Source organism: Thermocladium modestius, assembly GCF_055398215.1.
This window is the reverse complement of sequence record NZ_AP043731.1, coordinates 1,186,234-1,207,697: the sequence shown is the minus strand read 5'-3', so window position 1 is coordinate 1,207,697 and position 21,464 is coordinate 1,186,234. Positions and strand designations below refer to the sequence as shown.

General features: G+C 50.2%; 26 protein-coding genes. 14 read left to right on the top strand and 12 right to left on the bottom strand.

The annotated features are described in order from the left end of the window. Window positions 1–95: 95 nt before the first annotated feature. The 3 genes from ACZ5ZS_RS06285 (at window position 96) to ACZ5ZS_RS06275 (ending at window position 1,716) form a co-directional block, all read left to right on the top strand. Window positions 96–401 carry an ArsR/SmtB family transcription factor gene (locus ACZ5ZS_RS06285; RefSeq protein WP_188596751.1) on the top strand — a complete coding sequence of 102 codons (306 nt, stop codon included), beginning with the start codon at window positions 96–98 and terminating at the stop codon, window positions 399–401. Continuing rightward, on the top strand, window positions 398–679 hold the full coding sequence (locus ACZ5ZS_RS06280) for a hypothetical protein (RefSeq protein WP_075060235.1): 282 nt from the start codon (window positions 398–400) through the stop codon (window positions 677–679). Before ACZ5ZS_RS06285 ends, ACZ5ZS_RS06280 begins: the two co-directional genes overlap by 4 nt. A gap of 551 nt (window positions 680–1,230) precedes the next feature. Continuing rightward, complete coding sequence (locus tag ACZ5ZS_RS06275) at window positions 1,231–1,716, top strand: hypothetical protein (protein ID WP_075060237.1); 486 nt, start codon at window positions 1,231–1,233, stop codon at window positions 1,714–1,716. A gap of 52 nt (window positions 1,717–1,768) precedes the next feature. Here the strand turns inward: ACZ5ZS_RS06275 and ACZ5ZS_RS06270 are convergent, their stop codons facing one another. Then, on the bottom strand, window positions 1,769–2,545 hold the full coding sequence (locus ACZ5ZS_RS06270) for a 50S ribosomal protein L2 (RefSeq protein WP_188596750.1): 777 nt from the start codon (window positions 2,543–2,545) through the stop codon (window positions 1,769–1,771). 168 nt (window positions 2,546–2,713) lie between these two features. On the opposite strand from ACZ5ZS_RS06270, the gene ACZ5ZS_RS06265 reads away from it, so the two are divergent. Both ACZ5ZS_RS06265 and ACZ5ZS_RS06260 read left to right on the top strand, forming a co-directional pair. Beyond that, on the top strand, window positions 2,714–3,103 hold the full coding sequence (locus ACZ5ZS_RS06265) for a hypothetical protein (RefSeq protein WP_188596749.1): 390 nt from the start codon (window positions 2,714–2,716) through the stop codon (window positions 3,101–3,103). Window positions 3,104–3,371: 268 nt separating this feature from the next. Beyond that, window positions 3,372–4,304, top strand: a complete 933-nt coding sequence (locus ACZ5ZS_RS06260) for a thiamine-phosphate synthase family protein (protein ID WP_188596748.1) — start codon at window positions 3,372–3,374, stop codon at window positions 4,302–4,304. A gap of 30 nt (window positions 4,305–4,334) precedes the next feature. On the opposite strand, the gene ACZ5ZS_RS06255 is transcribed toward ACZ5ZS_RS06260, so the two are convergent. Continuing rightward, window positions 4,335–5,180 (bottom strand): polyprenyl synthetase family protein, encoded by an 846-nt coding sequence (locus ACZ5ZS_RS06255; RefSeq protein ID WP_188596747.1) that lies wholly within the window; start codon window positions 5,178–5,180, stop codon window positions 4,335–4,337. Between the two features lie 172 nt (window positions 5,181–5,352). Here ACZ5ZS_RS06255 and ACZ5ZS_RS06250 point away from each other — a divergent pair, with 172 nt between their 5' ends. Together ACZ5ZS_RS06250 and ACZ5ZS_RS06245 are read left to right on the top strand one after the other, a co-directional pair. Continuing rightward, complete coding sequence (locus ACZ5ZS_RS06250; RefSeq protein ID WP_188596746.1) at window positions 5,353–6,231, top strand: hypothetical protein; 879 nt, start codon at window positions 5,353–5,355, stop codon at window positions 6,229–6,231. 182 nt (window positions 6,232–6,413) lie between these two features. Continuing rightward, a complete protein-coding gene (locus ACZ5ZS_RS06245; protein ID WP_188596745.1) occupies window positions 6,414–6,644 on the top strand; it encodes a hypothetical protein in 231 nt (76 codons plus the stop codon). Here ACZ5ZS_RS06245 and ACZ5ZS_RS06240 read toward each other — a convergent pair. From ACZ5ZS_RS06240 to ACZ5ZS_RS06230, 3 genes are all read right to left on the bottom strand, one after another. After that, window positions 6,641–7,126, bottom strand: a complete 486-nt coding sequence (locus tag ACZ5ZS_RS06240; RefSeq protein WP_188596744.1) for a hypothetical protein — start codon at window positions 7,124–7,126, stop codon at window positions 6,641–6,643. The two genes, ACZ5ZS_RS06245 and ACZ5ZS_RS06240, sit on opposite strands and share 4 nt — an antisense overlap. 111 nt (window positions 7,127–7,237) lie before the next feature. Continuing rightward, entirely contained in the window at window positions 7,238–8,866 is a 1,629-nt protein-coding gene (pheT, locus tag ACZ5ZS_RS06235; protein WP_188596743.1) for a phenylalanine--tRNA ligase subunit beta, read from the bottom strand. An 89-nt stretch (window positions 8,867–8,955) separates the two neighbouring features. Then, a complete protein-coding gene (locus ACZ5ZS_RS06230; RefSeq protein ID WP_188596742.1) occupies window positions 8,956–9,675 on the bottom strand; it encodes a diacylglycerol/polyprenol kinase family protein in 720 nt (239 codons plus the stop codon). Between the two features lie 314 nt (window positions 9,676–9,989). Here ACZ5ZS_RS06230 and ACZ5ZS_RS06225 point away from each other — a divergent pair, with 314 nt between their 5' ends. Continuing rightward, window positions 9,990–10,478 (top strand): tetratricopeptide repeat protein, encoded by a 489-nt coding sequence (locus tag ACZ5ZS_RS06225; RefSeq protein ID WP_075060247.1) that lies wholly within the window; start codon window positions 9,990–9,992, stop codon window positions 10,476–10,478. A 375-nt stretch (window positions 10,479–10,853) separates the two neighbouring features. Here ACZ5ZS_RS06225 and ACZ5ZS_RS06220 read toward each other — a convergent pair whose 3' ends face one another. After that, a complete protein-coding gene (locus ACZ5ZS_RS06220; protein ID WP_188596741.1) occupies window positions 10,854–11,441 on the bottom strand; it encodes a class II aldolase/adducin family protein in 588 nt (195 codons plus the stop codon). 141 nt (window positions 11,442–11,582) lie between these two features. Here ACZ5ZS_RS06220 and ACZ5ZS_RS06215 point away from each other — a divergent pair, with 141 nt between their 5' ends. Next, a complete protein-coding gene (locus ACZ5ZS_RS06215; protein ID WP_075060248.1) occupies window positions 11,583–11,939 on the top strand; it encodes a hypothetical protein in 357 nt (118 codons plus the stop codon). A gap of 51 nt (window positions 11,940–11,990) precedes the next feature. On the opposite strand, the gene ACZ5ZS_RS06210 is transcribed toward ACZ5ZS_RS06215, so the two are convergent. Continuing rightward, the gene (locus ACZ5ZS_RS06210) at window positions 11,991–12,347 is read right to left on the bottom strand and encodes a hypothetical protein (RefSeq protein ID WP_188596740.1); all 357 of its coding nucleotides are present in this window, start codon (window positions 12,345–12,347) and stop codon (window positions 11,991–11,993) included. A gap of 73 nt (window positions 12,348–12,420) precedes the next feature. On the opposite strand from ACZ5ZS_RS06210, the gene ACZ5ZS_RS06205 reads away from it, so the two are divergent. The 3 genes from ACZ5ZS_RS06205 (at window position 12,421) to ACZ5ZS_RS06195 (ending at window position 14,170) form a co-directional block, all read left to right on the top strand. Then, entirely contained in the window at window positions 12,421–12,864 is a 444-nt protein-coding gene (locus tag ACZ5ZS_RS06205; RefSeq protein WP_075060249.1) for an SRPBCC domain-containing protein, read from the top strand. 78 nt (window positions 12,865–12,942) lie between these two features. Next, the gene (locus ACZ5ZS_RS06200) at window positions 12,943–13,488 is read left to right on the top strand and encodes a transcription initiation factor IIE subunit alpha family protein (protein ID WP_188596739.1); all 546 of its coding nucleotides are present in this window, start codon (window positions 12,943–12,945) and stop codon (window positions 13,486–13,488) included. Next, window positions 13,481–14,170: a proteasome assembly chaperone family protein gene (locus ACZ5ZS_RS06195; RefSeq protein ID WP_188596738.1), complete on the top strand. Its 690-nt coding sequence runs from the start codon at window positions 13,481–13,483 to the stop codon at window positions 14,168–14,170. Before ACZ5ZS_RS06200 ends, ACZ5ZS_RS06195 begins: the two co-directional genes overlap by 8 nt. A gap of 2 nt (window positions 14,171–14,172) precedes the next feature. Here ACZ5ZS_RS06195 and tgtA read toward each other — a convergent pair whose 3' ends face one another. After that, on the bottom strand, window positions 14,173–15,717 hold the full coding sequence (gene tgtA / locus ACZ5ZS_RS06190; RefSeq protein WP_188596737.1) for a tRNA guanosine(15) transglycosylase TgtA: 1,545 nt from the start codon (window positions 15,715–15,717) through the stop codon (window positions 14,173–14,175). A gap of 22 nt (window positions 15,718–15,739) precedes the next feature. Further along, entirely contained in the window at window positions 15,740–16,156 is a 417-nt protein-coding gene (locus ACZ5ZS_RS06185; RefSeq protein ID WP_188596736.1) for an Lsm family RNA-binding protein, read from the bottom strand. A gap of 49 nt (window positions 16,157–16,205) precedes the next feature. Between ACZ5ZS_RS06185 and ACZ5ZS_RS06180 the strand changes: the two genes are divergently transcribed. After that, complete coding sequence (locus ACZ5ZS_RS06180; protein ID WP_188596735.1) at window positions 16,206–16,520, top strand: hypothetical protein; 315 nt, start codon at window positions 16,206–16,208, stop codon at window positions 16,518–16,520. A 27-nt stretch (window positions 16,521–16,547) separates the two neighbouring features. Here the strand turns inward: ACZ5ZS_RS06180 and thsB are convergent, their stop codons facing one another. Continuing rightward, window positions 16,548–18,218, bottom strand: coding sequence for a thermosome subunit beta (gene thsB / locus ACZ5ZS_RS06175; protein ID WP_188596734.1), 1,671 nt, complete (start codon window positions 18,216–18,218; stop codon window positions 16,548–16,550). A 263-nt stretch (window positions 18,219–18,481) separates the two neighbouring features. Here thsB and ACZ5ZS_RS06170 point away from each other — a divergent pair, with 263 nt between their 5' ends. Continuing rightward, window positions 18,482–19,516, top strand: a complete 1,035-nt coding sequence (locus tag ACZ5ZS_RS06170) for a hypothetical protein (RefSeq protein WP_188596733.1) — start codon at window positions 18,482–18,484, stop codon at window positions 19,514–19,516. On the opposite strand, the gene ACZ5ZS_RS06165 is transcribed toward ACZ5ZS_RS06170, so the two are convergent. Together ACZ5ZS_RS06165 and ACZ5ZS_RS06160 are read right to left on the bottom strand one after the other, a co-directional pair. Beyond that, on the bottom strand, window positions 19,513–20,496 hold the full coding sequence (locus ACZ5ZS_RS06165) for a DUF58 domain-containing protein (protein ID WP_188596732.1): 984 nt from the start codon (window positions 20,494–20,496) through the stop codon (window positions 19,513–19,515). The genes ACZ5ZS_RS06170 and ACZ5ZS_RS06165 overlap by 4 nt on opposite strands. After that, entirely contained in the window at window positions 20,496–21,419 is a 924-nt protein-coding gene (locus tag ACZ5ZS_RS06160; RefSeq protein ID WP_229657724.1) for an AAA family ATPase, read from the bottom strand. The genes ACZ5ZS_RS06165 and ACZ5ZS_RS06160 overlap by 1 nt, the downstream gene beginning before the upstream one ends. Between the last annotated feature and the right edge of the window lie 45 nt (window positions 21,420–21,464).

Below are 21,464 nucleotides of genomic sequence, written 5' to 3'. Positions count from 1 at the left end.
ATTAATTTGCAAAAATCATTTTAATTCGTGGTAATATAAATGCGTTGATGGTTCAAGTCGGTGTTTTTAAAAGGGAAGCTGGAAGAGTAACCGCGATGTTTAGTGACGCCAAGGATTGGAGGAGGATGCTCATATGGTTGCTCGGCGGTTCGAGGGGTGGCTGGATGAGGTTTCAGATAATGCTGGCGTTGAAGGAGAAGCCCATGAATCCAAATCAATTGGCCAAGCACCTTGGCGTCAATTATAGAACCATTATATATCACCTCGAGATATTGGAGAAGCATGGCTTGGTGACCAGAACGAATAAGGCATACGGGGTTCCCTACTTCCTAAGCGATTATGCCGAGAAAAACTGGGAAATAGTTATTAATGCAGTTAAGGCATCGAGGGGAGAGAAATGATAGGGATCTATTGGTTGGTGGATATAGCGTTGGTTATCGGGGATGTGGTGCTGGCCGGATTGATAGCCCGCAATTACTACTCGATAGGCTTCACCAAGATAGGAAAACTGCTCTTGTACTTGTCCATAATCTTCCTGGTGCAGGGAATTGCCATGCTCATAGCTTACTCCAAATGGGCCATGATGGGCTACGATGAAACCATTGCCTTGCCGTCCCTTGTGATCACGGCGAGCAGCTTGATAGGAATGGCATTCCTATATTATATATCAAAGATGTAACCCAGGCTTATAAACTGTACCTAAAGCCTCGCCCTTCAAGCGGATGGTTTCGATGTGCTCCATGGCTAGAGGAGGCCAGGAAGTTATACAATTCTGAGATGGGCATCCACTTCTGCCATTCTATGAATGTAAGGCTATCCAGGAACAACTTGAGGGCCCTAGCACTACTATTGAGGAGACAAGACAATGATCATAAGGAATTGTATAGCCAGGTTTGGGAGAGGCCATTAAGTGCAGTGATGGATCTGGGTCTCAATTGCTCGCGGAGCTCCGTTGCTTCTCAGGGAAGGAAGCATTATGTGTTGTTTGGGAGATGGAAGATTAAGAAATATAATAAGATGATTCATACTTAAGTTTATAAATAATAAAAATGATAATTAATTGATAATTAAATAAACAATAATCTTGGGAATATTTATAAATAAGTTTCATAGTCTTATTAGTATGAAGAAAGCTATAATTCATTATGTGCCGATCCAGATTCGGAAATATGTTTACTATGACCTGGCAATTACTTGGCGCGGTATTATTGGAATAAAAGGCATAAAGCAATGAACGATTTCGAAATATTGTCAATTTTAAGCGCTGGAGTTATGTTGGTTTCTCTATTTCTGGTTCGGCATTTAAAAACATGGCTCAAATCTTGGAGAATTGTTAAAAGAGGAGAATATGTGAATGTTAAAGGCAATCCTAAGGGCATTAAGGGCATGATCATACTATTAAGTTACTTATTATTATTTGTGGACCTAGTGCTTAGTGTCGGCGTATTGTTCATATCGTTATTAGTTATGAGTGGCAATGTGGAGCTTGCATCTTTTCTCCTCAATATTGGATCAAATGCAGCCTACACGGGAAGTGCACCTTCTGGATATACTTACATATCGCCTTATTCTAATTACACGTTTGCCCGAATCTATGGCGGGAGCATGGAAGCGATAACTGCGGCAATAGTTTTGATGCTCATTGCAACATTAATGCAGCTAGCAGTAATGAGGACTCAGCCTATAATTAAGGGAAATTCACACCATAAAAACTAACAAGCCTCGCCCTTCTATGGGCGATAAGGAGGCCAGATCTCGATTGTTTGAATTACCGTGTTCTCTGGACTGCCTGCCGCTGCTGTTGCTGCATTTGTGCCCGTACCCTCCGGCATCCCCTTCCAGTGCACATGGGTGCTATGAAGCCCACCTTCTGGCCAGGCGGTGCATTCCTGGGCACCGGGGTCCCGCCGTGCTGGTGGGATCCACCGCCGTGCGGGTGCGCGTATGCGCTCATTGCCTTGCCTCTCACCAGTGGGTACTTCCATGACTTGCTCTTGGCCAGGTGGTACTTTGCCCCTGCCTTTACCATGGGCTTCTCGGTTCTTCCACCACCGGCCACTATGCCCACGGTGGCCCTGGACCTGGAGTCCACGTCCACTATTATGCCGCTGGGTAATTGAATGCTAGTGAAGTTACCCTTATGCACTAATACCACCGCGTACGATCCATTGGATCTGGCATACTTACCCCCATCTCCCGGCCGCTTCTCTATGTTGGATATCATGGTGCCCTCTGGTATTGACTGCACCGGCATTACGTTGCCCGTCTCGATCTTGGCTCCGGCTCCGAACTCTATTATCTTGCCGACATACAATCCCTCCACGGCCGGCAAATACATCTCCCTACCATCTTGGAGCACTATGTGGGCCGCCGGCGGGAAGACGCCGCTTATGTGAATTAACTCCTTAACCACCCCGCGTTTGGCCTCCCTGAGCTGCGTCTCCTCGTACCTAATATACCTCAGGGGAGCTTCGCGTCTCCATACGGGATTCCTGAACTGAGATCCTCCTCGTCCTCTTCTTTGCACCAATATTCGCTTGCCCACTTGTCCTCATAAGCCAATGCTTTGCATGGTTTAAAAAATTTGCCCTAATGGACGTTCACCGCCCTCGTTCGCCGCTCTTGTTTTTCCGCTTTAACACTATCCTGCAAATATATGTTAGTGTTAATATGCGATATTATTTATAAGCAATTAAGTGGTGGGCTTTTTTCCATGGCTTCCTCTCAGGTCCAGAGGCAGGTAGTGGCGGTCGCCGCTATGGACGCGAGAAACATAAAAATATATGTACTGCAAGTCATGAAGGACTTAGTTGTAAACTCACGGGGCCGCTTGGTAACCTTGAGACCCAGCAAGTTAGCTCAAGACATAAGCATAAGGAGTAGAAAATCGCCCAGGGCGGAGAGCGTCGTGATAAGGAACTTCCTGGAGGAGTTAGTGGAGAAGGGCTTGATAAAGGTCGTGAAGCGCAGCGCGAGAGGGAAGGTTTACGGCGTGTATAGGGAATCTGATCTATGGAAGATGTTGATTGGATACCAGCCACGAAGCATTTTGAGCATAGTGGAGTCAGTGGAGAGCGAGGAGGAAGCGGCTGGGCAGGCATAGCTTGGCATGGCATTTTAAAACAATCAAAAACTAATTGTGACAATTTGAAGATAATGGAATTGTGGAAACATTTAAATTTCAGCCTCCATAAAGACATCAATGCTAGCCACCTCTAAACGGATGAATCTATCCCTCGATTCACGTGCGGAGACATCTTGGATCCATTGCCCGGCTCATCATCGCTCTTTCCGGATCTGCATGCGGAGGGATTTCCGCCATTGCATGACAATAAATCGCGGGACGTGCTTCTAAGTGAGCGGTGGCAATCATGTCATTAGACACAGGGTTGGAGTTTCTATCGGATCACGTTTTGAGAGTAGTCAAGGGCGAAGTTGCGTGGAGGCTATATAGGGCTGGCTATACCCAACTCAACATATCCAGGCTGTTAGGGGTCACCCAGCCCATGGTTAATAAGATAATATCCAGCCACGACGAGCTGCGCAATAGGGCGGCCGCGGAAGGCTTGGATTTAGCGGATATAGACTCCATGGCGGGCATAGCGGTGTCCTTGGTTATTGACGGCAAGGTTCAAGAAGCTCTGGAGTACCTCACAAATAAATCATTATTAAATCTATCCCGCTTGGATTATTGTAGCTCACATAGGCAGGTGAACCCCAGGATACCGCCCAATTGCAGGGCCTGCGAGTTGATACTGAGCCCCAGGGACGTCGTGATAAGGAATCTGGTCTCAGCCGTCAGCGAGGTAGAGGGTGATGAGGCATTCGCAAGGCTAGTGCCTAGGGTTTTAATGAATATAGCGGAGTCTATTCCGAATCCCAGGAATGAGATGGACATAGCCGCCGTGCCGGGCAGGATAGGCTTGGAGCGGGGCAGGCCCAGGGCGTGGGGTGTTCCAGCGTATGGGGTGAGCACTCATCTGGGTAGGGTGATGCTGGAGGTGGGTAGGCGCAGGCCTAGGATTAGGGCCGTTGCATCGATAAGATACGACAAAGAGATAGAGAAGTCTTTGGAGGTGGCAGGCTTTAAGTACTCAGTTATAGCTCACTCATCGGCCCCGAGCGAGGATGAGGTGATAAAGTTAGTTGCGGAGGAGGCGTCATCCAAGGATGTCGATGCCGTGGTGGATATGGGGGGTTTCGGCATGGAGCCCATAACATACGTGTTTGGAGGGGATTCGCTGGACGTGATCTATAAGCTGAAGAGGATCTTGGATAACCTCGGTAAAACCTCCAATTCTTGATCCTAGCGGTTATTGCCTACTTAATTATGCCTATTTGGCTTCCAGCCGCAAGAATGATATTAGCTCTACAAATTCGCCATTATTTGATGCAAATATGCTCTTCGCCAGCTCCACGCTTTCATCCAAGTATTTGTTCAGTATTGCAATGGCCTCCCCCGTTCCCTTGCCCACCAGCTCCACTATGTTGAGGCCTGTGCCCGCGGCCTCTGGGTTCTGCTCGTCAAGGCCTAGGTTATCTATTATATCGTCTCTGATTTGGTATGCTATTCCCATTAGGTTTCCGAGTTTCCTGAGCTTGGTTATGGTGTCCTTGTCGGCATTGGCCATGTATCCCCCTATCGCCAACGCAGCCTCTATTAGGGATGACGTTTTGTAGGAAACCATCTTGAGGTAGTCGTTTATTGTAGCTTTCTTGGAGTATCTATATTCCATTTCATATGATTGGCCAATGGATAGCTTTATTGACGCATTCACCAACTCGAACACCACTTTTTTGTCGGACATTATTGCATACTCTATGGACTTCGCTATCACCAGATCGCTTGCTAGCATAGTGTTCTCAAGACCAAACATATGGAAGGGAGTGCTCGTTCCCCGCCTCATAATATGGCCATCCATTATATCGTCTTGCAACAACGATGCTATGTGTACCAGCTCCACGGCTATGGCTGGCTTTATGGCGTTGGAGACATTTCCCCCCAATGAGTGAGTCGTCAGCAGCGTTAACATGGGCCTTATCATCTTGCCCCTATTCATTAAGTAATGCCGCACAGTGTTCTTCAATGCCTCCGGCATATCTATTTCCGAGAATATCCTCTCCAATTCATCTGATACTGCATTCAATCCATTTAACACGCCCTCTGGCAATGATATCATTACTATTGGTTACCCTACTTTCGTCAATGGTAAATAAGCTTTTCCACGTAACCCAACGAGCGCAGCATTACATGAGTGGATATCAGTATCGAGCAGATTGCTGGGCTTTACGCCTTGCTCTCTCAAAAGCTGAATAATGTTTATTTAGATATCCAGTTGGGCTGTATGGTTAATGAAGCACAAGTGGCTGCTTTACTTGACGGCGCCGTTGATGGCCATGATAATGGGCTCGGCATTGACAGTGGGCCTCGTGTCGGTGCACGTTACCTACGTTCCATCGGGTCCTCCGTTCAAGCAAAGCAATACAGTTCAATCCGGAGTATATAACATCTTGATAATAGTGATATTGATGGTAGTTATGACGGCCATAATATACGCATTGATAAGGTACGGCAAGATCAAGCTATTCACCGCAATGAAGGCAGCGCTTATAACCATCATGGTCTTCTCCATGGTTGCATTCTTCACAGGCGTGTTCGGCTACCTATATGATATACCATTGCTTAACAATGCGTATGCCCTATATGCGTTCATAACGGTCTTATCGGCATTGATCGTGTATTGCGCCTTGGCCAGGGAGGGTTTGTGCAGCACGGTCAGCATAACGCTGTACAGCGCGATGGCAGGAACCATACTGTCCATCACGTTTCCACCGCTCACCTTGCTGATACTGCCAATAGCCCTGATAATATATGATATAGTTATGGTGTACAAGGGATTGCTCGGCAAGTTAGTATCGGCCAGTGGGGAAGAGGAGAGGCGGGAGAAGAGGAACGTGTTGAAGGGATTAATGGTGGACATCGGAGATCTGGGCTTGGGAGTGGGCGACTTGGTGATTTACTCCATGATAGCCAGCCTGGACGTCTTGGTTTCGTCCAGCCTGGGTCCCTTGGTGACGGTCACCGCCGTGCTGGGATCCATGGCATGCGTCTCGTCGGGCTTAATCATAACGATAGAGGTGCTACTGCCCAAGAAGGGATACGCGCCGGCCCTCCCGATACCGGTGGCGTTGGGCTTAATCCCGTTTATAATTGTTATACTCCTTGGATGATGGCAATGAATTGAAGTACTCCAAGCGCTCCTTGTTGAGGGGGTGGCTCCGTATTATGGGGATCCAAGGGTTGTCCCCGAAACTTTCGATTTTCATCATCCCTCATATCGCGCGAGCTAATATTTATTCATAATGGTTAAAATAGATGTGCGTATTATAAACAGGAATGGCAGGCAAAAGACATGGAGATGGGAACAAGCTATGTGTGCCCTTCATGCGGAAAGGCCAACTTAGTGTTGGCGGAGAACCCCATTTTCCTCACACTATACTGCCCGCGCTGCGGTGCTCACTCCTCCATCAGTAAGAGAAGCGTGATAAGGGGATACGTGGATTACGAGAACGGCGTATTCAGGTGGAGGGAGGTAATGGGCTACATATATGCCTCCATAGCCACCATAGGTCAAAAAGGCTAGGGAAAAACTAAGCTAACGCTCCTCAACCTACTCGCATCAAGTAAAGGCACGCTGGATATCAAGTTAAAGCCTTTCCTCACCTCAATTGGGGATAACAGCACGTAGAGCCTCTCCACAGGATAATCCAGCAAATCCAAGTTGGGCGACATGGATGATAGGGACAACCCATCCACGGCGAGCGACAAAGACTCCCCACTACTTAGGTGAACCGCCACCCTATCCACGTACCTTTTTATGCTGGACAACACGGTCAAAGGCACCCCCGAGGGTATTATCACCTCCACGCCGTTCGAGTTAATGAACCTAAGCAGGCCCGTGCTGGCCAGTAAGTTTCCGATTAACTCAGCATCGACGTAAACCGCCTTCACACAGTTCCTCATGTCATCTAACAAGTACTCATTCATTATTGATAGGAAATTCGTTGCAATACCATCGAAGTCTGGGCTGCACCTAACGCCCAGCTTCAATCGCTTGATATCCATAAATCAATCCCCGCCCATTTTCGGAAGGCACTCAATGAAATGTAGGCAATCATACATGGGTCGGGCCTGAGGGATCCATTAATGCAGCGGAGCGGGTTCCTCCATCTCCCCTCACTGCGCGAGGATGATCTTGGCCAGCTCGTCTAGGTTCACCTCAAACGCCCCCGCGGGGTTTTCGAGGCCCAGCTTAATCAATATGTCTGGGTTCACCTCGAATGCCTTGCCCACGGGGATCCCATCAACCATAACCCTAACAGTTCTCCCATTTATTCCATTTCTATCCTGCATAGATGAATAGTTGGGCTTGACATTCAATTGGTAAAGCAAGGAATTTAGGATGACCAGCACATCGGTCAGGGTCACCTCGTCACCTGTCACAGCGAATCCCAAGTGATTCTCCTCAACCACTGAGTCTCCTGCCACGAAGGCTACCCTCCCCACCTCGAATACCTTGGGTTTCCTGGCAGTCAGCGTCTTGTTCCTAACGAGGGTGGAGATCAGTTGGGGCCATATGCCCGTCCTAACCATGGAGTAAAGCTCGCTTATTGGGTTGAGGATTTTTACCGGAGTTCCATCCAGTGATGCCAGGAATGGATCCGTCAATGCGTAATTCAATACCTCCTGCGCGCCTAGGCCAACCATTGCCTCCCTAACCAGGGAGCTCAGCCTGGTCAAGGGATGCAGTTTTCCCCCGGATGGGCTTGGGGGATAGACGCCCTCCATGTTGTGATATCCATGCAGTATTGCCACATCCTCGACCAAATCCACTGGGTGAATCACGCTCAGCCGGTAGGGAGCAACGCTGACCTCCACCTCTCCCCCATCTAATGAATTGACTCCGTGCCTGGCCCTGAGCAATGCGCTAGCCACGCTGGCTTGGTCAAGCTCCGTTCCAAGCAAGTCATTGACGAAGTTCAAGCTTAGCCTCCACTTCCTAATCGATAGATCTGCGGGCGTTAATGCATTGGTCCCTATTATCTCCACCCTGCGGTTCCTAGTCCTCTCCCGCAAGCCGTAGATGAATATGGTGAAGACCTCCCGAAGCGATTTGGGGTCAATGGCTGTGACATCCATGAGGACATCCCTGGTTCCTGTGTCTACCTTAGTGATCTCGCTGCCGAGCACTGGGGCGACAGCCAGCACATTGCCGTCGGAATCCATTATCACGGGAACCTTGCCGTTCATCAATGCATACTCGCCGTACATCTTACCCTTTTCAGTCTCAAGGAGCTGAGCCCCTCGTATTGCCTCCTTGGAGTCAAGGGGGACGTAGTTGACCTTGTCCAGATCCACTTGCTTGTACTCTATGGGTAACTCCACCTTGGCTAAGTCATATATGCCTATTGATGCTCTTCTCCTGTTCCTGCCGTAGACAGTTGATAACTTCTCCTGCAATTGTATCAACTGCTTAAGGGCCTCATCATTCAAGAAGAGCCCGTGCACAATGGCGAAAACAGCGTACCTCCTATTGGGCACCTCATGTATGGCCGCGCCATCGCTCCACTTAAACTCCAGCTCGGTCAGCCCAGTTTCTATTCCCAACACGCCCTTGAGAGTCCTGGATAATCCCTCGGCCGAGAAGTGATCTGGCCTATCGTGTGTCACCTCAAGCTCCACCTCCTCGTCCCTTGCCTCCTCTATTTCTGCCTTAACGAATTTGATGAGCTCCCGCAAGTCATCAATGGAGAGCTTACGGCCCATTAACTCCTCCAAGTCGCGCAGATTTACGGATACGCTCACGCGATTGGCGTCCACCCGCCTCATTTTAACATTTAGTGGCGCAGGTCAAATGCCAGGATTTGGTGGCCGCGGCTTTGGGGACTGGATAGTTAAAGGATCGTTGGCATGCCCAGCAGGAAAGCCGCCAATGACGTGAATATGGGGATCGTCAAGTTATCCTCCACTCCATACGCCTCGGATAAAACTGCAACTATGCCCAGCACTATCAAGTCCAAAATATTGAAATTGAAGATGGATAACACGGCCGCGTACACCAGCAATCCGCCGATCGCCCCTTCCACCGTGGAACTAGTGTAGGGCAGCTTATGCTTTCCGAACGCGGTTCCAATCAATGCGCTGAATGTATCGTAGAATATCAATGCAAGTATGCCGTAGACGGCCAACTGACCGAAGGCGGTGTAGGACGCATAGACCCCCACGGATCCCATCAACACTCCCAAGTAACCCCCCCTCTTCTCATAATCCCTCTCTATGCTGTTCAGGGTCTCGTTGAACACGCTCTCTAACTTGTTAAACGTGAAAAGAACCTCGCCCTCCCCGCTTCGCTGTATTGTGCTCAATACCCTCACCAATTGCTCCCTGATGGATTTCCGCGCATCATCCAATGCCTGGCTTATAACCATGGATATTATGGGTCTCTTCAATTGAGTTGCATAAAGCATGGCTGCCAATATGAGCAGCACAAGATAGTAATACGTGATTAATTGGAGCTGTAACTCTATTACAAATGGAATTATAAGGAAAACGGAGAGAATCAAATGAAAGAGCTTCCTATAAAGCAATGATTTGATCCTGGCCGCCCTACTCACGGTACTCCACTTTTACTCTCCAATATTTAAGCTCTATTTAAGCCCATTAATGAGCCTCTAAATAACTTCCCTCAAATACTTCTCAATACTTAGATATTTCTATCAGCATCACGTTTATAGCATGCTGTACCAAGCCCATGCGCTATTCTCGATACATTATATGCAAAGAGCATGGCAAGGAATTATCTATTAATTCTTTTTTATTTCTATTTTGGCAGTCTTTCTTGTAACCATGAAAAATAGCTCCGACATCATAGCCTTAATGGATCTTAATGAGAGAGAAACAATTTAAGTTGCTATTAACTTCATAATAAATGGTAAATGATATAGAGGAGTTAATAAGGAAGGGATATGAAGAACCGGATGAGAGGATTGAGGAATATTTTAAGAGACTTTATGAGGAATATGGTAATGATCCACGGCTTATATACGAATATGCCAATGTCTTGGATTACTTAGGGAAAGAGAAAGAAGCAATACCATTGTATAGGCTTGCATTGGAAAAGGGATTAAACGGAGAGCATAAGGACATGTGCCTTATACAGCTAGCGAGTTCATTGAGGGTAATAGGTGAGCTGCAAGAGAGCTATGAAATACTTGATGAAGTGTACAAAAGGACAAAGGATCCAGCTTCTTTACTCTTCTTCATCTTAACTCTCAATGATCTAGATATGATGAAGAAGGCAGTATGTCTTTTAGCGTCTTACATACTGGAAGAGGATAAGGGTCTTATACCTAACTATAAAAGGGCCTTGAGACAATACTATGGAGAATTATGCGGAGGAAGTGAGAGCACTAAATAATCATCAATAACTCAGATTAGTAAGAATAGAATTTTTCAAAACGTTATTTCTCTTTCATATTATTTTCAGTTACATCGCATTCAACAAGATACTTATGCCATTATAGGCATGTTATGGTTATGAAGGCACTTAGAATGAGGAAATAATTGAAATAAGCAGATATAGTGGATATTCAGTAACCATTTTTATCCTTTATGCTCTTTCCATCTAGGGCGAACTACTCTGTCCTCGTGGGCCGGGCTTCTCAGTTCATCCCTTAACCCTCCAATGAGTTAAATCTAAAAGCGTCGGATAAATGTGGAAATTAGGGGAATGAATCATTAATAGAATGAAGAGAGATCCGCTGGCGATTTAGTGAAGAAGGGGTTTTGGGCTTCATGGAATATTGCGCATTGCTTTTTTAGCGTTAGTCGAGGAGAGGGTTACGTATGCTATCATTTCCAGTACTTCCATTTTATTGAATGCTTCCTGTATTGATGCGGCGGCGGCCACGGCCCCGTGTTTTTCTAACATCACCAAGTCGGCTCCCCTAGCCATTGCTTCCGCAACTTTATCGGCCAACTCCTGCGTGCCTGGCTCTATGTAGGGCACCACGGCCACGCCGTGGGCGTATGACTTGAGCTCGCTGAACGATTCATCCAGTGGGATTCCAGCGTTCATTATTGTCAAGACATTGGGCGGGTGGGCGTGGAACACCGCGCCGTAACTGGTCGACTTATATATCATCACGTGCATTCTCCACTCACTAGATGGTCGTTTATTGCCCAGGATTGCATTGCCATCCAGGTCTATCTCCACTAGGTCCTCCTCCGTTAATTCCGTCTTCGGAGCGTTGGTTGGAGTAATCAACACGCGGTTGCCCATTCTAATGCTGGCATTTCCCCCCATCAAGGTATTCAGCCCAACCTCGTGGCTGAGTTTGAAGTACTTGATGAGGGCCCTGCGGTGCTCCAATACATCCACGCGCTCGTCTAATTAAGGAGGCTTAAAACTATTCCCCGATGTTCTCTCGGTATTCGCGGGAGCGACGTGTCTATTATTCTGTTGCTTAACTGGTTATGTTTCTTAAGCAATCTTTATAAACGGATCATCATCTATGATCCCATGGCTCAAGTCGATAACGAGGAGCATACCTGGGCATTGATAGCTTGGGTGATACCGTTGGTGGGAGGAATACTGGGCCTCGTAATGAAGCCCAACTCCAATTACGTGAAGCATTGGTCTTACCTCAGCATCTCCTTCGGATTATTTATAATAGTGGTGGAGGTGGTGCTCGGCATCATATCAATTCCATTCATATTCATACCGATCCTGCACCTAATAATATCGGTGGTGCTCGGCACCTTAATAGGGCTCGGTTTCCTCGTCGTTTGGATAATCGGGATACTCAGGGAGCGCAGCGCACTCTATTGGAAACCGGCCATAATATACGATATAGCGAGGATGATGGGAGCCCAGTAAGTCGTTTGATTGAATCCCAGGGCTCGGCATTTACCTAATCAATAATTACCCTCAGCCACGGCTAATCCGTTCCCAAACTGCTAGTAGTGAGGAGTAAGCCACCTCGCCCGCGTTAATGGGCCATACTCTCAATTCATCAACCGCCTCCCCAGTCTTGGTCACGTACATTGCCTTCCCGCCCTTGGAGAGGATCATGTATGATGGAAGGCAGAGCGATCCATGCGGCGCCACAATGACTTGCGCGCCCAGCTCCATGCATCGCTTGGCCACGGTTGGTCTTCTTTCCTTCACGTGGAGGGCTGGGTTTTCCTCCTTGTATATTATTTTCCCATCCTTGATTAAAACTATGTAATCCGCCCTCGAGAATATCTCGGTCTCATACTTGCCATTAACTGTGGTGCAGATCATTGCGTGATTGGCGCCCGTTTAATTAAATGCGTTTCTCGGGAAAGCTTTAAAGCGAATGCCGCTTCATTATTCCATGAAGCTGACAGGCCAGCGTCCGATGGATATAGGGTCGGACGAGATGTGGAAATTAATAATTGAGAGATTGGATGACGTGGTTAAGTGCGTTCCAGACGTTAAGGAGGTGAAGAAGGTGGGCCAGGATTACGAGATGAAATTGTTCGTTCACATGGGTCCAGTGAGGGGGGATTTCAATACCTCGATCTCGATAATTCAAGTGGATAATGAGACCCGCTCCATCAAGTTGAGGCTGAAGAGTAAGGGGCCTGGAACCACGTTGGACGCCAACATAGTGGCCAAGATAGGAGATGGCAATGTATCTTACGACGCGGATCTAAGCATGAGCGGAATAATGGCTGCGGTAGGCCAAAGGATAATAGAGGGTTACATAGAGAGCAAGCTAAATCAATTCCTAGATAATCTGGTGAAGCTGGCCAAGACGGGTTCCTGCACACAGTGAGCGAGGAGGGGGGGTATTTATCGTTGGCAGCTTAATTAATGCGCTCAACTTTTTAAAGCATTGAGGCTGGGCCACGTCGTGCAGCAGCAGTTGGCGAACATGGTAACGGAGTACGTTTATAGGAGGATAACCATAGAGTATGATAATCCAGAGTTAGGCAAGCTGGCCGTGGCCATAGTAAACACCTTGTTAAGCAAGGATGAGGCGATGCCCGACGAGAAGATAGCATCCACTCTTGGCGTGAATGCAATAGAGGTGCGTAGAGTGCTTCATTTATTGAATGGAGTTGGCTTGGTAGTGAAGGGTAAGGAAACCATGGAATACGGCGGGATGCAGGAGATACGGTGGAGCATAAACTATGAAAGCATGAATAAATTCATTAAGTGGGTGATAAAGGAGACGAGAGGTAAGCTGGAGCAGGTGGTTAAGTCGCTGCACGATTCATCGTTCTATGTTTGTCCCATGTGTTTCAGGAGGTACCCGGACAGCGAGGCCTCGCAGCATGGCTTTACCTGCCTGGTGGACGGCTCGGCGCTGGAGATGGTAAACGCGGACGCGGAGATACCCGCGTTGCTAAACGTGATAGAGAGACTGCGGCGGCTGGAGGAGATGTCCAATGCCTAGCATAATTCTCAATAAGCCCATATTTGATGTGGACTTCTTCATCACTGGATTCCATGGAATAGGGCTGGTGGGTTACCTAGCTGTCCGCCACTTGGTGACCACTATGCCGTGCGAGAGGATAGGATTCATGGGAGTAGCCATGCCCTACACGTCGTATATGAAGGGAATCCTATCGTCGCCGGGCGATATCTATAATTGTCCAGGTAATGGAATCACGGTTGCATTATTCAATTATGGAATACCGGATAGGCAGTTATTCTCGGCGTCCAGGGAATTGGCCAAGTGGGTCATTGCCTCGGGCTTCAAGAACGTAGTGTTGTTCGGCGGCCTTGATGTCTCTCTAAGGGATCCGCGCGACGAGTTGGGGGTGAAGGTGATCTCCACTAGGAGGGACGTGGCGGAGAATTTATTGAACGATAATTACTTGGTGCTGGGGCCCCTTGCCATAATGATGAACGAATTCGCGTCCAAGTCATACCCCGCCATGGCTATACTGCCATACGCTAATCCATCCCTTGCAGATCCCAGGGCCGCCGCAACTGGTCTATCTTACTTCTCCAGCAAGTTCAACGTAAAGCTAGATCTGGCCAAGCTATACGAGGACGCCCAGGCATTGGAGGAAGAGATCCAGAAGCAGATGAAGCAGATGGAGGGCCGCAAGGATACCTCGCTCTACATATGATGCTACTCAACGCATGAAATGCTTCTTATCAATTCATCGGCGTAGGAGTAGATCACCTTATAGCTGGGAATCACGAAAAGCCTCTTTCTTCCACTAGTGGTCACTCGCTCTGCCTTCTTCCTAGCCTCCTCGCTCGTAACGACCACAACATCGCTTCCCGCCACCTCCACGCTCGCCATAGCGTAGCCTGTTATTTGTGGCACTGGGTATACGTCGCTTAATTCAAGGGGCACAGCCCCCAGCGCCCCGTCATAGATGTAGACCTTGACGCCGCACCTAGCTATTCTCTCCAGGAGGGGCGCCAGGGGGGATCGTATTATGGGCTTCTCGTCGTATCCCACTATGATGATCGCTTTCTCGCTCATCTCCATCCTCCCCGCCTTCTCCTTGAATAGGATCACCTCGGGGCGGCCGGCGTCCACCGCGTCGAAGACGGCCAGTTCATGCGTATTGGCCTTAGTCTCGCTGCCCAGCTTGGCAATTAATTTCTTGAATCCCCAGCTCCTTATTAACCTGTAAGCCTTGTAGAGCTTTATGTTCTGCCTTGCCTTGCCCTCCACGTAATCCCAGAGAGAGCCTTCGCGTATTCGCTGCCTAACCTCCTGTAGTTCCTCCGCTATGGTGTATAGGTTATGGAGGGCCAGCAATCGTTCCTGCTCGTCCTTGGGCAGCTCCTTGATCTCCCTAATCGACTTCTCGCAATCCCCGCAGGCGTGGAGGACGTAATCATCATCCAATTCATTGAGCCTCACCGTCCTGTCCCTCATGATTAACCGCTCATCCCTGGCGAACAACACGTACGACGCCGAATCGAAGAGATCTACCCCGAGCAGAACAGCCAGCGGTATTATCAATGGATGGCCCGCGCCGAAGAGGTGTATGGGCTTCCCGGCGGGCACGTTCAGCTTGGCCGTTATTATCATCTTTGCTATTCCATCCAGCTCATACTCCTCCAGTAGGGTAGTCGGACTGCCTATCGCGTATAAATCGAAATCGAGCCTACCCATTACCCGGGAGGAGCGAGCCAGCAAGTCCAAGTAAGTGCCGCCTTGGAGGGGACCCACCCTGAGCATTCTGTGATTTGGGTCCTCGTCCTCCAGCTGCAGCAATGCCCGCCGCGCCCTCCTAATAGTCTCCTCCACCTCAATGTATACTACGTCCCTGGGAGTCCCAATGCTGGTGGGCAGGTCCAGTATAACCCCTATATCCGTCCCCAGCCTTACCTGGTACGTTATTATCTCGTCCGGGTCAACGTCTATATAGCCGTACTGCATCAATTGATACGCGCCTGAATCAGTCATTATCGGCCCATCCCAGTTGAATAAGCCGTGAATCCCAGTCTCCGCCGCCACGTCTCCATAATTATTTCGTATCAAGTATGCATTGGTTATGAAATGGTTAAACCCGGCCCGCTTCAAGCGGTCCAGCGGTATTATCTGCTTTGATGGGTTTATCACCGGGAACATCGTGGGCGTTCGTATGACGCCGTGGAGCGTGTGGAGCAGCCCTATCCTCGCCGCATCGTCCTTATCGGTTATCTCGAACATCCTCGCCCACGATGCCTCCCATTCATTGTCGTCGCTTTAGGTAGTTATCAAATAATTCCTTCACGCGCTTGGCGGTCAGTCCAGATCCCTCCACCCCATTCTGTGTCACTCTAACGCTCTCGCCCACTTGTATTAAGTTTGCCTCCTCCACGTATTTTATCATTCCTGGGAAGTACTTCTCCAACTCCTTGGCGAAGTCCGCTAAGTCAAGGTATTGCTCGGTCATTATGACCTCCCGCCAATTACCGGTTGAGAGCAGCACCTTGCTGACCCTCTCCCCCCTATCGTTTATTGCATCGGTCAGCACTATGTTTAGGTTATTATCCATGCCAGCCAGAATGCCCTTGTAGTGGCCTGTGGCCGTGGTCACCATTACCTTCCTGCCAAGCATGGAGGCAACCTCCACCAGGAATCGCCTATTGCTCTCGGCCAGAGACATGAAAGTGCGGTGAGGGAATGCTTTTAAGTGCTTTGGTGCATTGAAAATCATGTACTCCTTCGAAGCGGATCTAGATGTGGTTAAGGTTGAAATGGAGGGCGGGGTGGCCAGGCTATTCCTGGGCAGCAATGCCGTGGTGGAGGTACCTTCAAAATTCGCAGCAGGGGTGGGAAAGAAGATTCACCTCAAGATATCGGAGGAACGCGATGAGCCCAGCAATTGGAGCGTGTACATGTGGGGAGTGGTATACGCCTCTGGGAAGAATTCGTACAGAATATCGGCGGGCGGGTTCATAGTGGGCTTGGACAACGTGGATAAGCCACCGCAGGTGGGCACGAAATTATATATAGGAATTAAATATTGAATTTATGATTTAAAAAATGTCGCTTTCCTAATCAAAGCTGGGTGGGTTGCTGCCAGCTCCCTCGCCGCCCTCCCCGGACTTGCCTCCAGTCTCTATCTTGCTTGCGGCAATTATCTCGTCTATCCTCATTATCATCGTCATGGCCTCCACGGCCGCCTTCATTGCCTGTATCTTGACGGACAGGGGCTCAACCACGTTGGTCTCCGTCATGTCAGTTACCTTGCCGGAGAACGCGTTGACTCCATACTTCCACCCATCATCCTTGCTCTCGTGGACATGCCTAAGCTCCGTCAGTATATCGATCGCATCGAGCCCGGCGTTCTCGGCCAGGGTCTTCGGCACCGTCTCTATGGCTGAAGCGAAGCTCTCGACCGCGTACTGCTCCCTCCCGCTTACCTTGGAGGCGTACTGCCTGACTACCTTGGCCACCTCCATTTCCGCCGCGCCGCCGCCTGGAACTATGTATGGGTCCTCTATGACGTCGGAGACCACGCTTAACGCATCTACTAGGTTCCTCTCCGCCTCGTCGACCAGTCTCTCAAATCCTCCCCTTATCAATATGCTGACTGCCTTGGGGTTCTTGCACTTCTCCACGAAAACCATCTTCTCATCGCCCACCCTCTCCTCCTTCACCAACCCGGCGAATCCCAAGTCGTTGGGGGTCAAGTCCTCTATGTTGGTGACGAGCTTGCCTCCGGTCGCCTTGACCAGCTTCTCTATATCGCTTCTCTTAACTCTCCTGACCGCCATTATCCCCGCCTTGGCGAGGTAGTACTGGGCAATATCATCTATTCCCTTAGTAGTGAACACCACGTTTGCGCCTATGGACTTCAGCTTGTCAACGTAGGACTTCAATATATTCTCCTCCTCATCGAGGAAAGTCTTTATTTGGTCCGGACTGTTTATCCTTATCTCTGCATCTATCTCCGGCTTCTCCACCTCCAGCGGCGCGTCCAGTAGGGCTATCTTGGCGTTCTCTACCTTCTTCGGCATGGATGCGTGGACGACTTCCTTATCAATAACAATGCCATCTATGAGCTGGGTATCGAAGAGGCTGCCGCCGTGCTTCTTGACTATTTGGACGTTGTCCAAGTCGGCCACCCACTCATTGCCTCTCTGCTCCGCTACTTGCATCATGGCCTTGGCCGCCAGCTCCGCGAAGTAGTCCTTCACGGTCTCGCTTATCTTGCCATGCATGGATGTGGCCGCCACCTTCTTGAGGACCTCCACGTCGTCGCGTTTAACCGGTATGGCTATCTTCCGCAGGTGATCTATACCTATGTCCAAGGCCTTCTTATAACCCGTTATTATTACTGTTGGGTGTATGTTCTTATCTATTAACTTCTCGGCCTCGTCCAGCAATCCTCCCGTCAATATGACGGATGTGGTGGTTCCATCCCCGACCTCGTCGTCTTGGGTCTTGGCTATCTCAACCAATAGCTTGCCCACGGGGTGCTGAACGTCCATCTCGTTCAGGATGGTGGCTCCATCGTTTGTTATAGTTATATCTCCAAGGCTGTCTATCAGCATCTTGTCCATGCCCTTCGGGCCCAGCGTGGATTTCATTACCTCCGTGATGGCCTTAGCCACCATTATGTTAACCCTAAGCGCTTCCTTGCCGAATGCCCTTTGCGTTCCCTCCTTCAGTACCAATACAGGCACTCCTCCTATTTGCGTTAAGTAGGCTTGCGAGCTCATATCGGGCATCGCCTTCAGACCGCTTCTATATAAACTTTTTCTATATGTTGAAATGAATGACCGTTGGATGAATGGAGTGGGGTGGGTAATTCCCACAGCGGTGAAGCGATGAGGGTGAAGGCGGTGAACCGCAAACCCATGAACCGCCCAGAGGGAACCCTCGCCCCTCAGGGCGGGGAGGAGGTCAGTGAGTTACTAGAATCCCCGACTACCTACGAGGCGAGAACTTAAGTGACCCTCCTCCCGGATCGCGCAGAGGGGCAATGGACTTCATAGTGCTTGCCTTCAATCACGGAAACGGTCCCTACACCAGGGCGTATCAATTGGCTAGGCTGGTGAGGAGATACGCGGGGACGAGCGCACCAATAGTGGTGCCGTGGATATACGAGGAGCAGGCAAGCATATTGAATCAATTCGGGGATGATTACCTGCTTAGCAGGGAATTGGGTAACGCGTTAAAGCCGGCCCTATATTGGGGAGGACCGTTTCTGGACTACGCGAGGAAGCTACCTCACGTGGGAGATGCGGTGGGGCGGAGATTCATGGACCTCTCCATTGGAAAAATAAAGGTAAGGGATGCGAGGGACAGGCAATTCGAGGTGAGGATAGAGGATCCATTATACATAAACGCATACCCAGCCATAATGCTTCCCGCCTACGTATTATCCCTCCACGAGCACGTAATGCTGAGGAGATACGCGGACGAGTTCGGGGTCGACGTAGGCGATGAAGTGATCGATTGGTTCAGTAAGGCGGAGAAGGGGATACTCACATTCGTCTCGGCGCCGGCCGGCGCGTGCTTCAACGGGTTCAAGCCCGTGGACGAGATAATAATACCGCCCGCCGTCCATAAATATAGAAGGGAAATATATAGGTTCAGGGGAGTGAGGGTAATCGGATCAGGCGTTGAGGCCGCCAACGCCGCGCTCAAGTCCTACAAGTACGGGAGTGGTAGGAAAGTGATAGTGACTAGGGGAGGGCTGGCCACAGTCTGGGAGGCATGGCTGCAAGGGATACCCGTGCTCATACCGCCCCCCAGGCCGGGGGAGGACCCCGAGATCATCTACAACATCCGCGTGTTCGAGGGATGGAAAATGGCGCACCTATTGATGGATTGGAGAAGGGACTTGAATATCGCGGTTAGATATGCGATGGAGCGCACCGATAAACTGATTCCGCGCCCCCTGGGGATCTCGGCGGCCGCAGCAGCCATCGCGCGGCACTTGAAAGGCAAGCGCGTGGACCTGATGGGAAAATATGATTGGTTATGCAGGGAAGAGCCGCCGGGGCTCCATTAAATGATCTCCACATTCATGCCCCTCGCGTCGACGCGGGTCCCCGGTTCCGGCGTGGCCAGTATTATCCGCCCATCCGGTGGCAGGCGCCTAGCGAGCAGGATCAGCGAGGCCATGTCTATGCATTCCATGGACGTGATCACCACTGTCCGCCTAGCAGCAACAGCGCCAAGGAATCTGGAGATGACGGGCGCCGCAGAGTAAGCTCTCTCCACCTCATACAAATCCCACTTGACCCTGATGCACCCCTCCTCCCCGGCTAGGCAAAGGGAGCTTACCTCCATGGAGTTCAACAACATCAATGCCTTATCTATCCTCCTCCTCTCCGTTCCTTCAGCCATGCACTTACTCCACTCCAACACCGCGTTGATCCCGCCGAGTCTTCGGCCGGTTGACCTCCTCGGCGACCTAATCATCAACTCGTTAAGCCGTGCGCTGGTGGGCCAATGTATCCACGTGGCCGGCTCGGAGTAATCGTATGGCCTAAGCGATTCCAGGAAGTCCCCCCGCTCGCCCCCGCTCCTAGCCCCGGGCGGCTCTATGGTTAGGCGAACTCCCAATACGTGCGTCCTGGATACTCGAACCAAGCCAAGCACATCCCGAGCGCTCACATTGACCGTAACGGCGTCGATTATATCCCCAATCCATTTTGCGCGTGCCTTGACCACGGCGCTCCCATTGCCGTGATTTATGGAGATGATTCCCACGTGAGGATCCAATTGGAAAGACATGCTGGCCTCCCTGCATGGATGGCTCGCCGCTAGCTCCAGTTCCTCTCCCGCCTTTATCCGCAGTGCAGTGGGATTAACCGTGGGAGGCGTTGAGGCGCACTTGGAAAGCCGTGCGTGCTCCTCGGAAAAGTAAAGGGACAAGCCTATCGCTGCCCCCGCTATCACGAACGCCGCCGAGTAATTTGATGTGAATAACGCCAAGTACATCAATGACGTGAGGGCCAACACCAGGTAAGCCAAGTGCATCTCCATTACATTCTCCCCAGGAACGGGGTCTCGGTCTCGTCTATTATTTTCTTGATTATATCGCGGGGATTACCGCGAATCGCGAACACCCTGTGGGGCAGCACGAAGGTGGCCAGGAACTTGACGTCGTCGATCGTGACCACGTCCCTATCGTGAATCGCAGCCCATGCCCTAGACAGCTTGGCCAGCGTCTGGGTCGCGCGGGGGCTGGCTCCCAGCCTGATGGCGGGGTTCCTCCTGGTGGCCTCGCTTAGCCTAAGCATGTACTCCTTGACGTCGCTCGCTACTCGAACCTCGGCGGCCCTGGATTGCAGTGCCTCTATATCGTCCTTGGAGAGCACTTGATCCACCGCGTCCGCGGTCATTGCGTGATCATCTATTAACTGCGCCTCCACCTCTCGACTAGGGTACGTCATTTCGATCTTTATGGTAAACCTATCAAGCTCCGCCTCCGGAAGGGGGTACGTTCCCTCGGTGTCAATGGGGTCCTGCGTGGCTATTACCATGAATGGCTTCGGCAGAGCATGTGTTTCAGCCCCTATGGTGACCTGCCCCTCCTGCATCGCCTCCAACAGCGCGGATTGAGTGCGAGGCGGCGCTCTGTTTATCTCGTCGGCAAGTACTATGTTCGCGAACACGGGCCCCAGCCTCGTCTCCATTTCATTGGTCTTAGGGTTATATATTAAGGTCCCCGTCACGTCACTAGGAAACATATCGGGCGTGAACTGAATCCTGCTGAACTTGAGGGACAATGCCTTGGCAAATGCCTTGGCGAGCGTCGTCTTGGCGAGACCGGGCGGCCCCTCTATCAAGGCGTGCCCCCCAGATACTAAAGTGGCCAGCAATAGCTTCACCTCCACCTCCCGCCCCAGCACTGCCTTGGATACCTCCTCCACGGCCAGTTCGGTTAATCGCTTGCCGAGAGGCACTTGGGAAAGAAAATCTCCAAACTTAAAAATCAGTCGCGCTTTCCT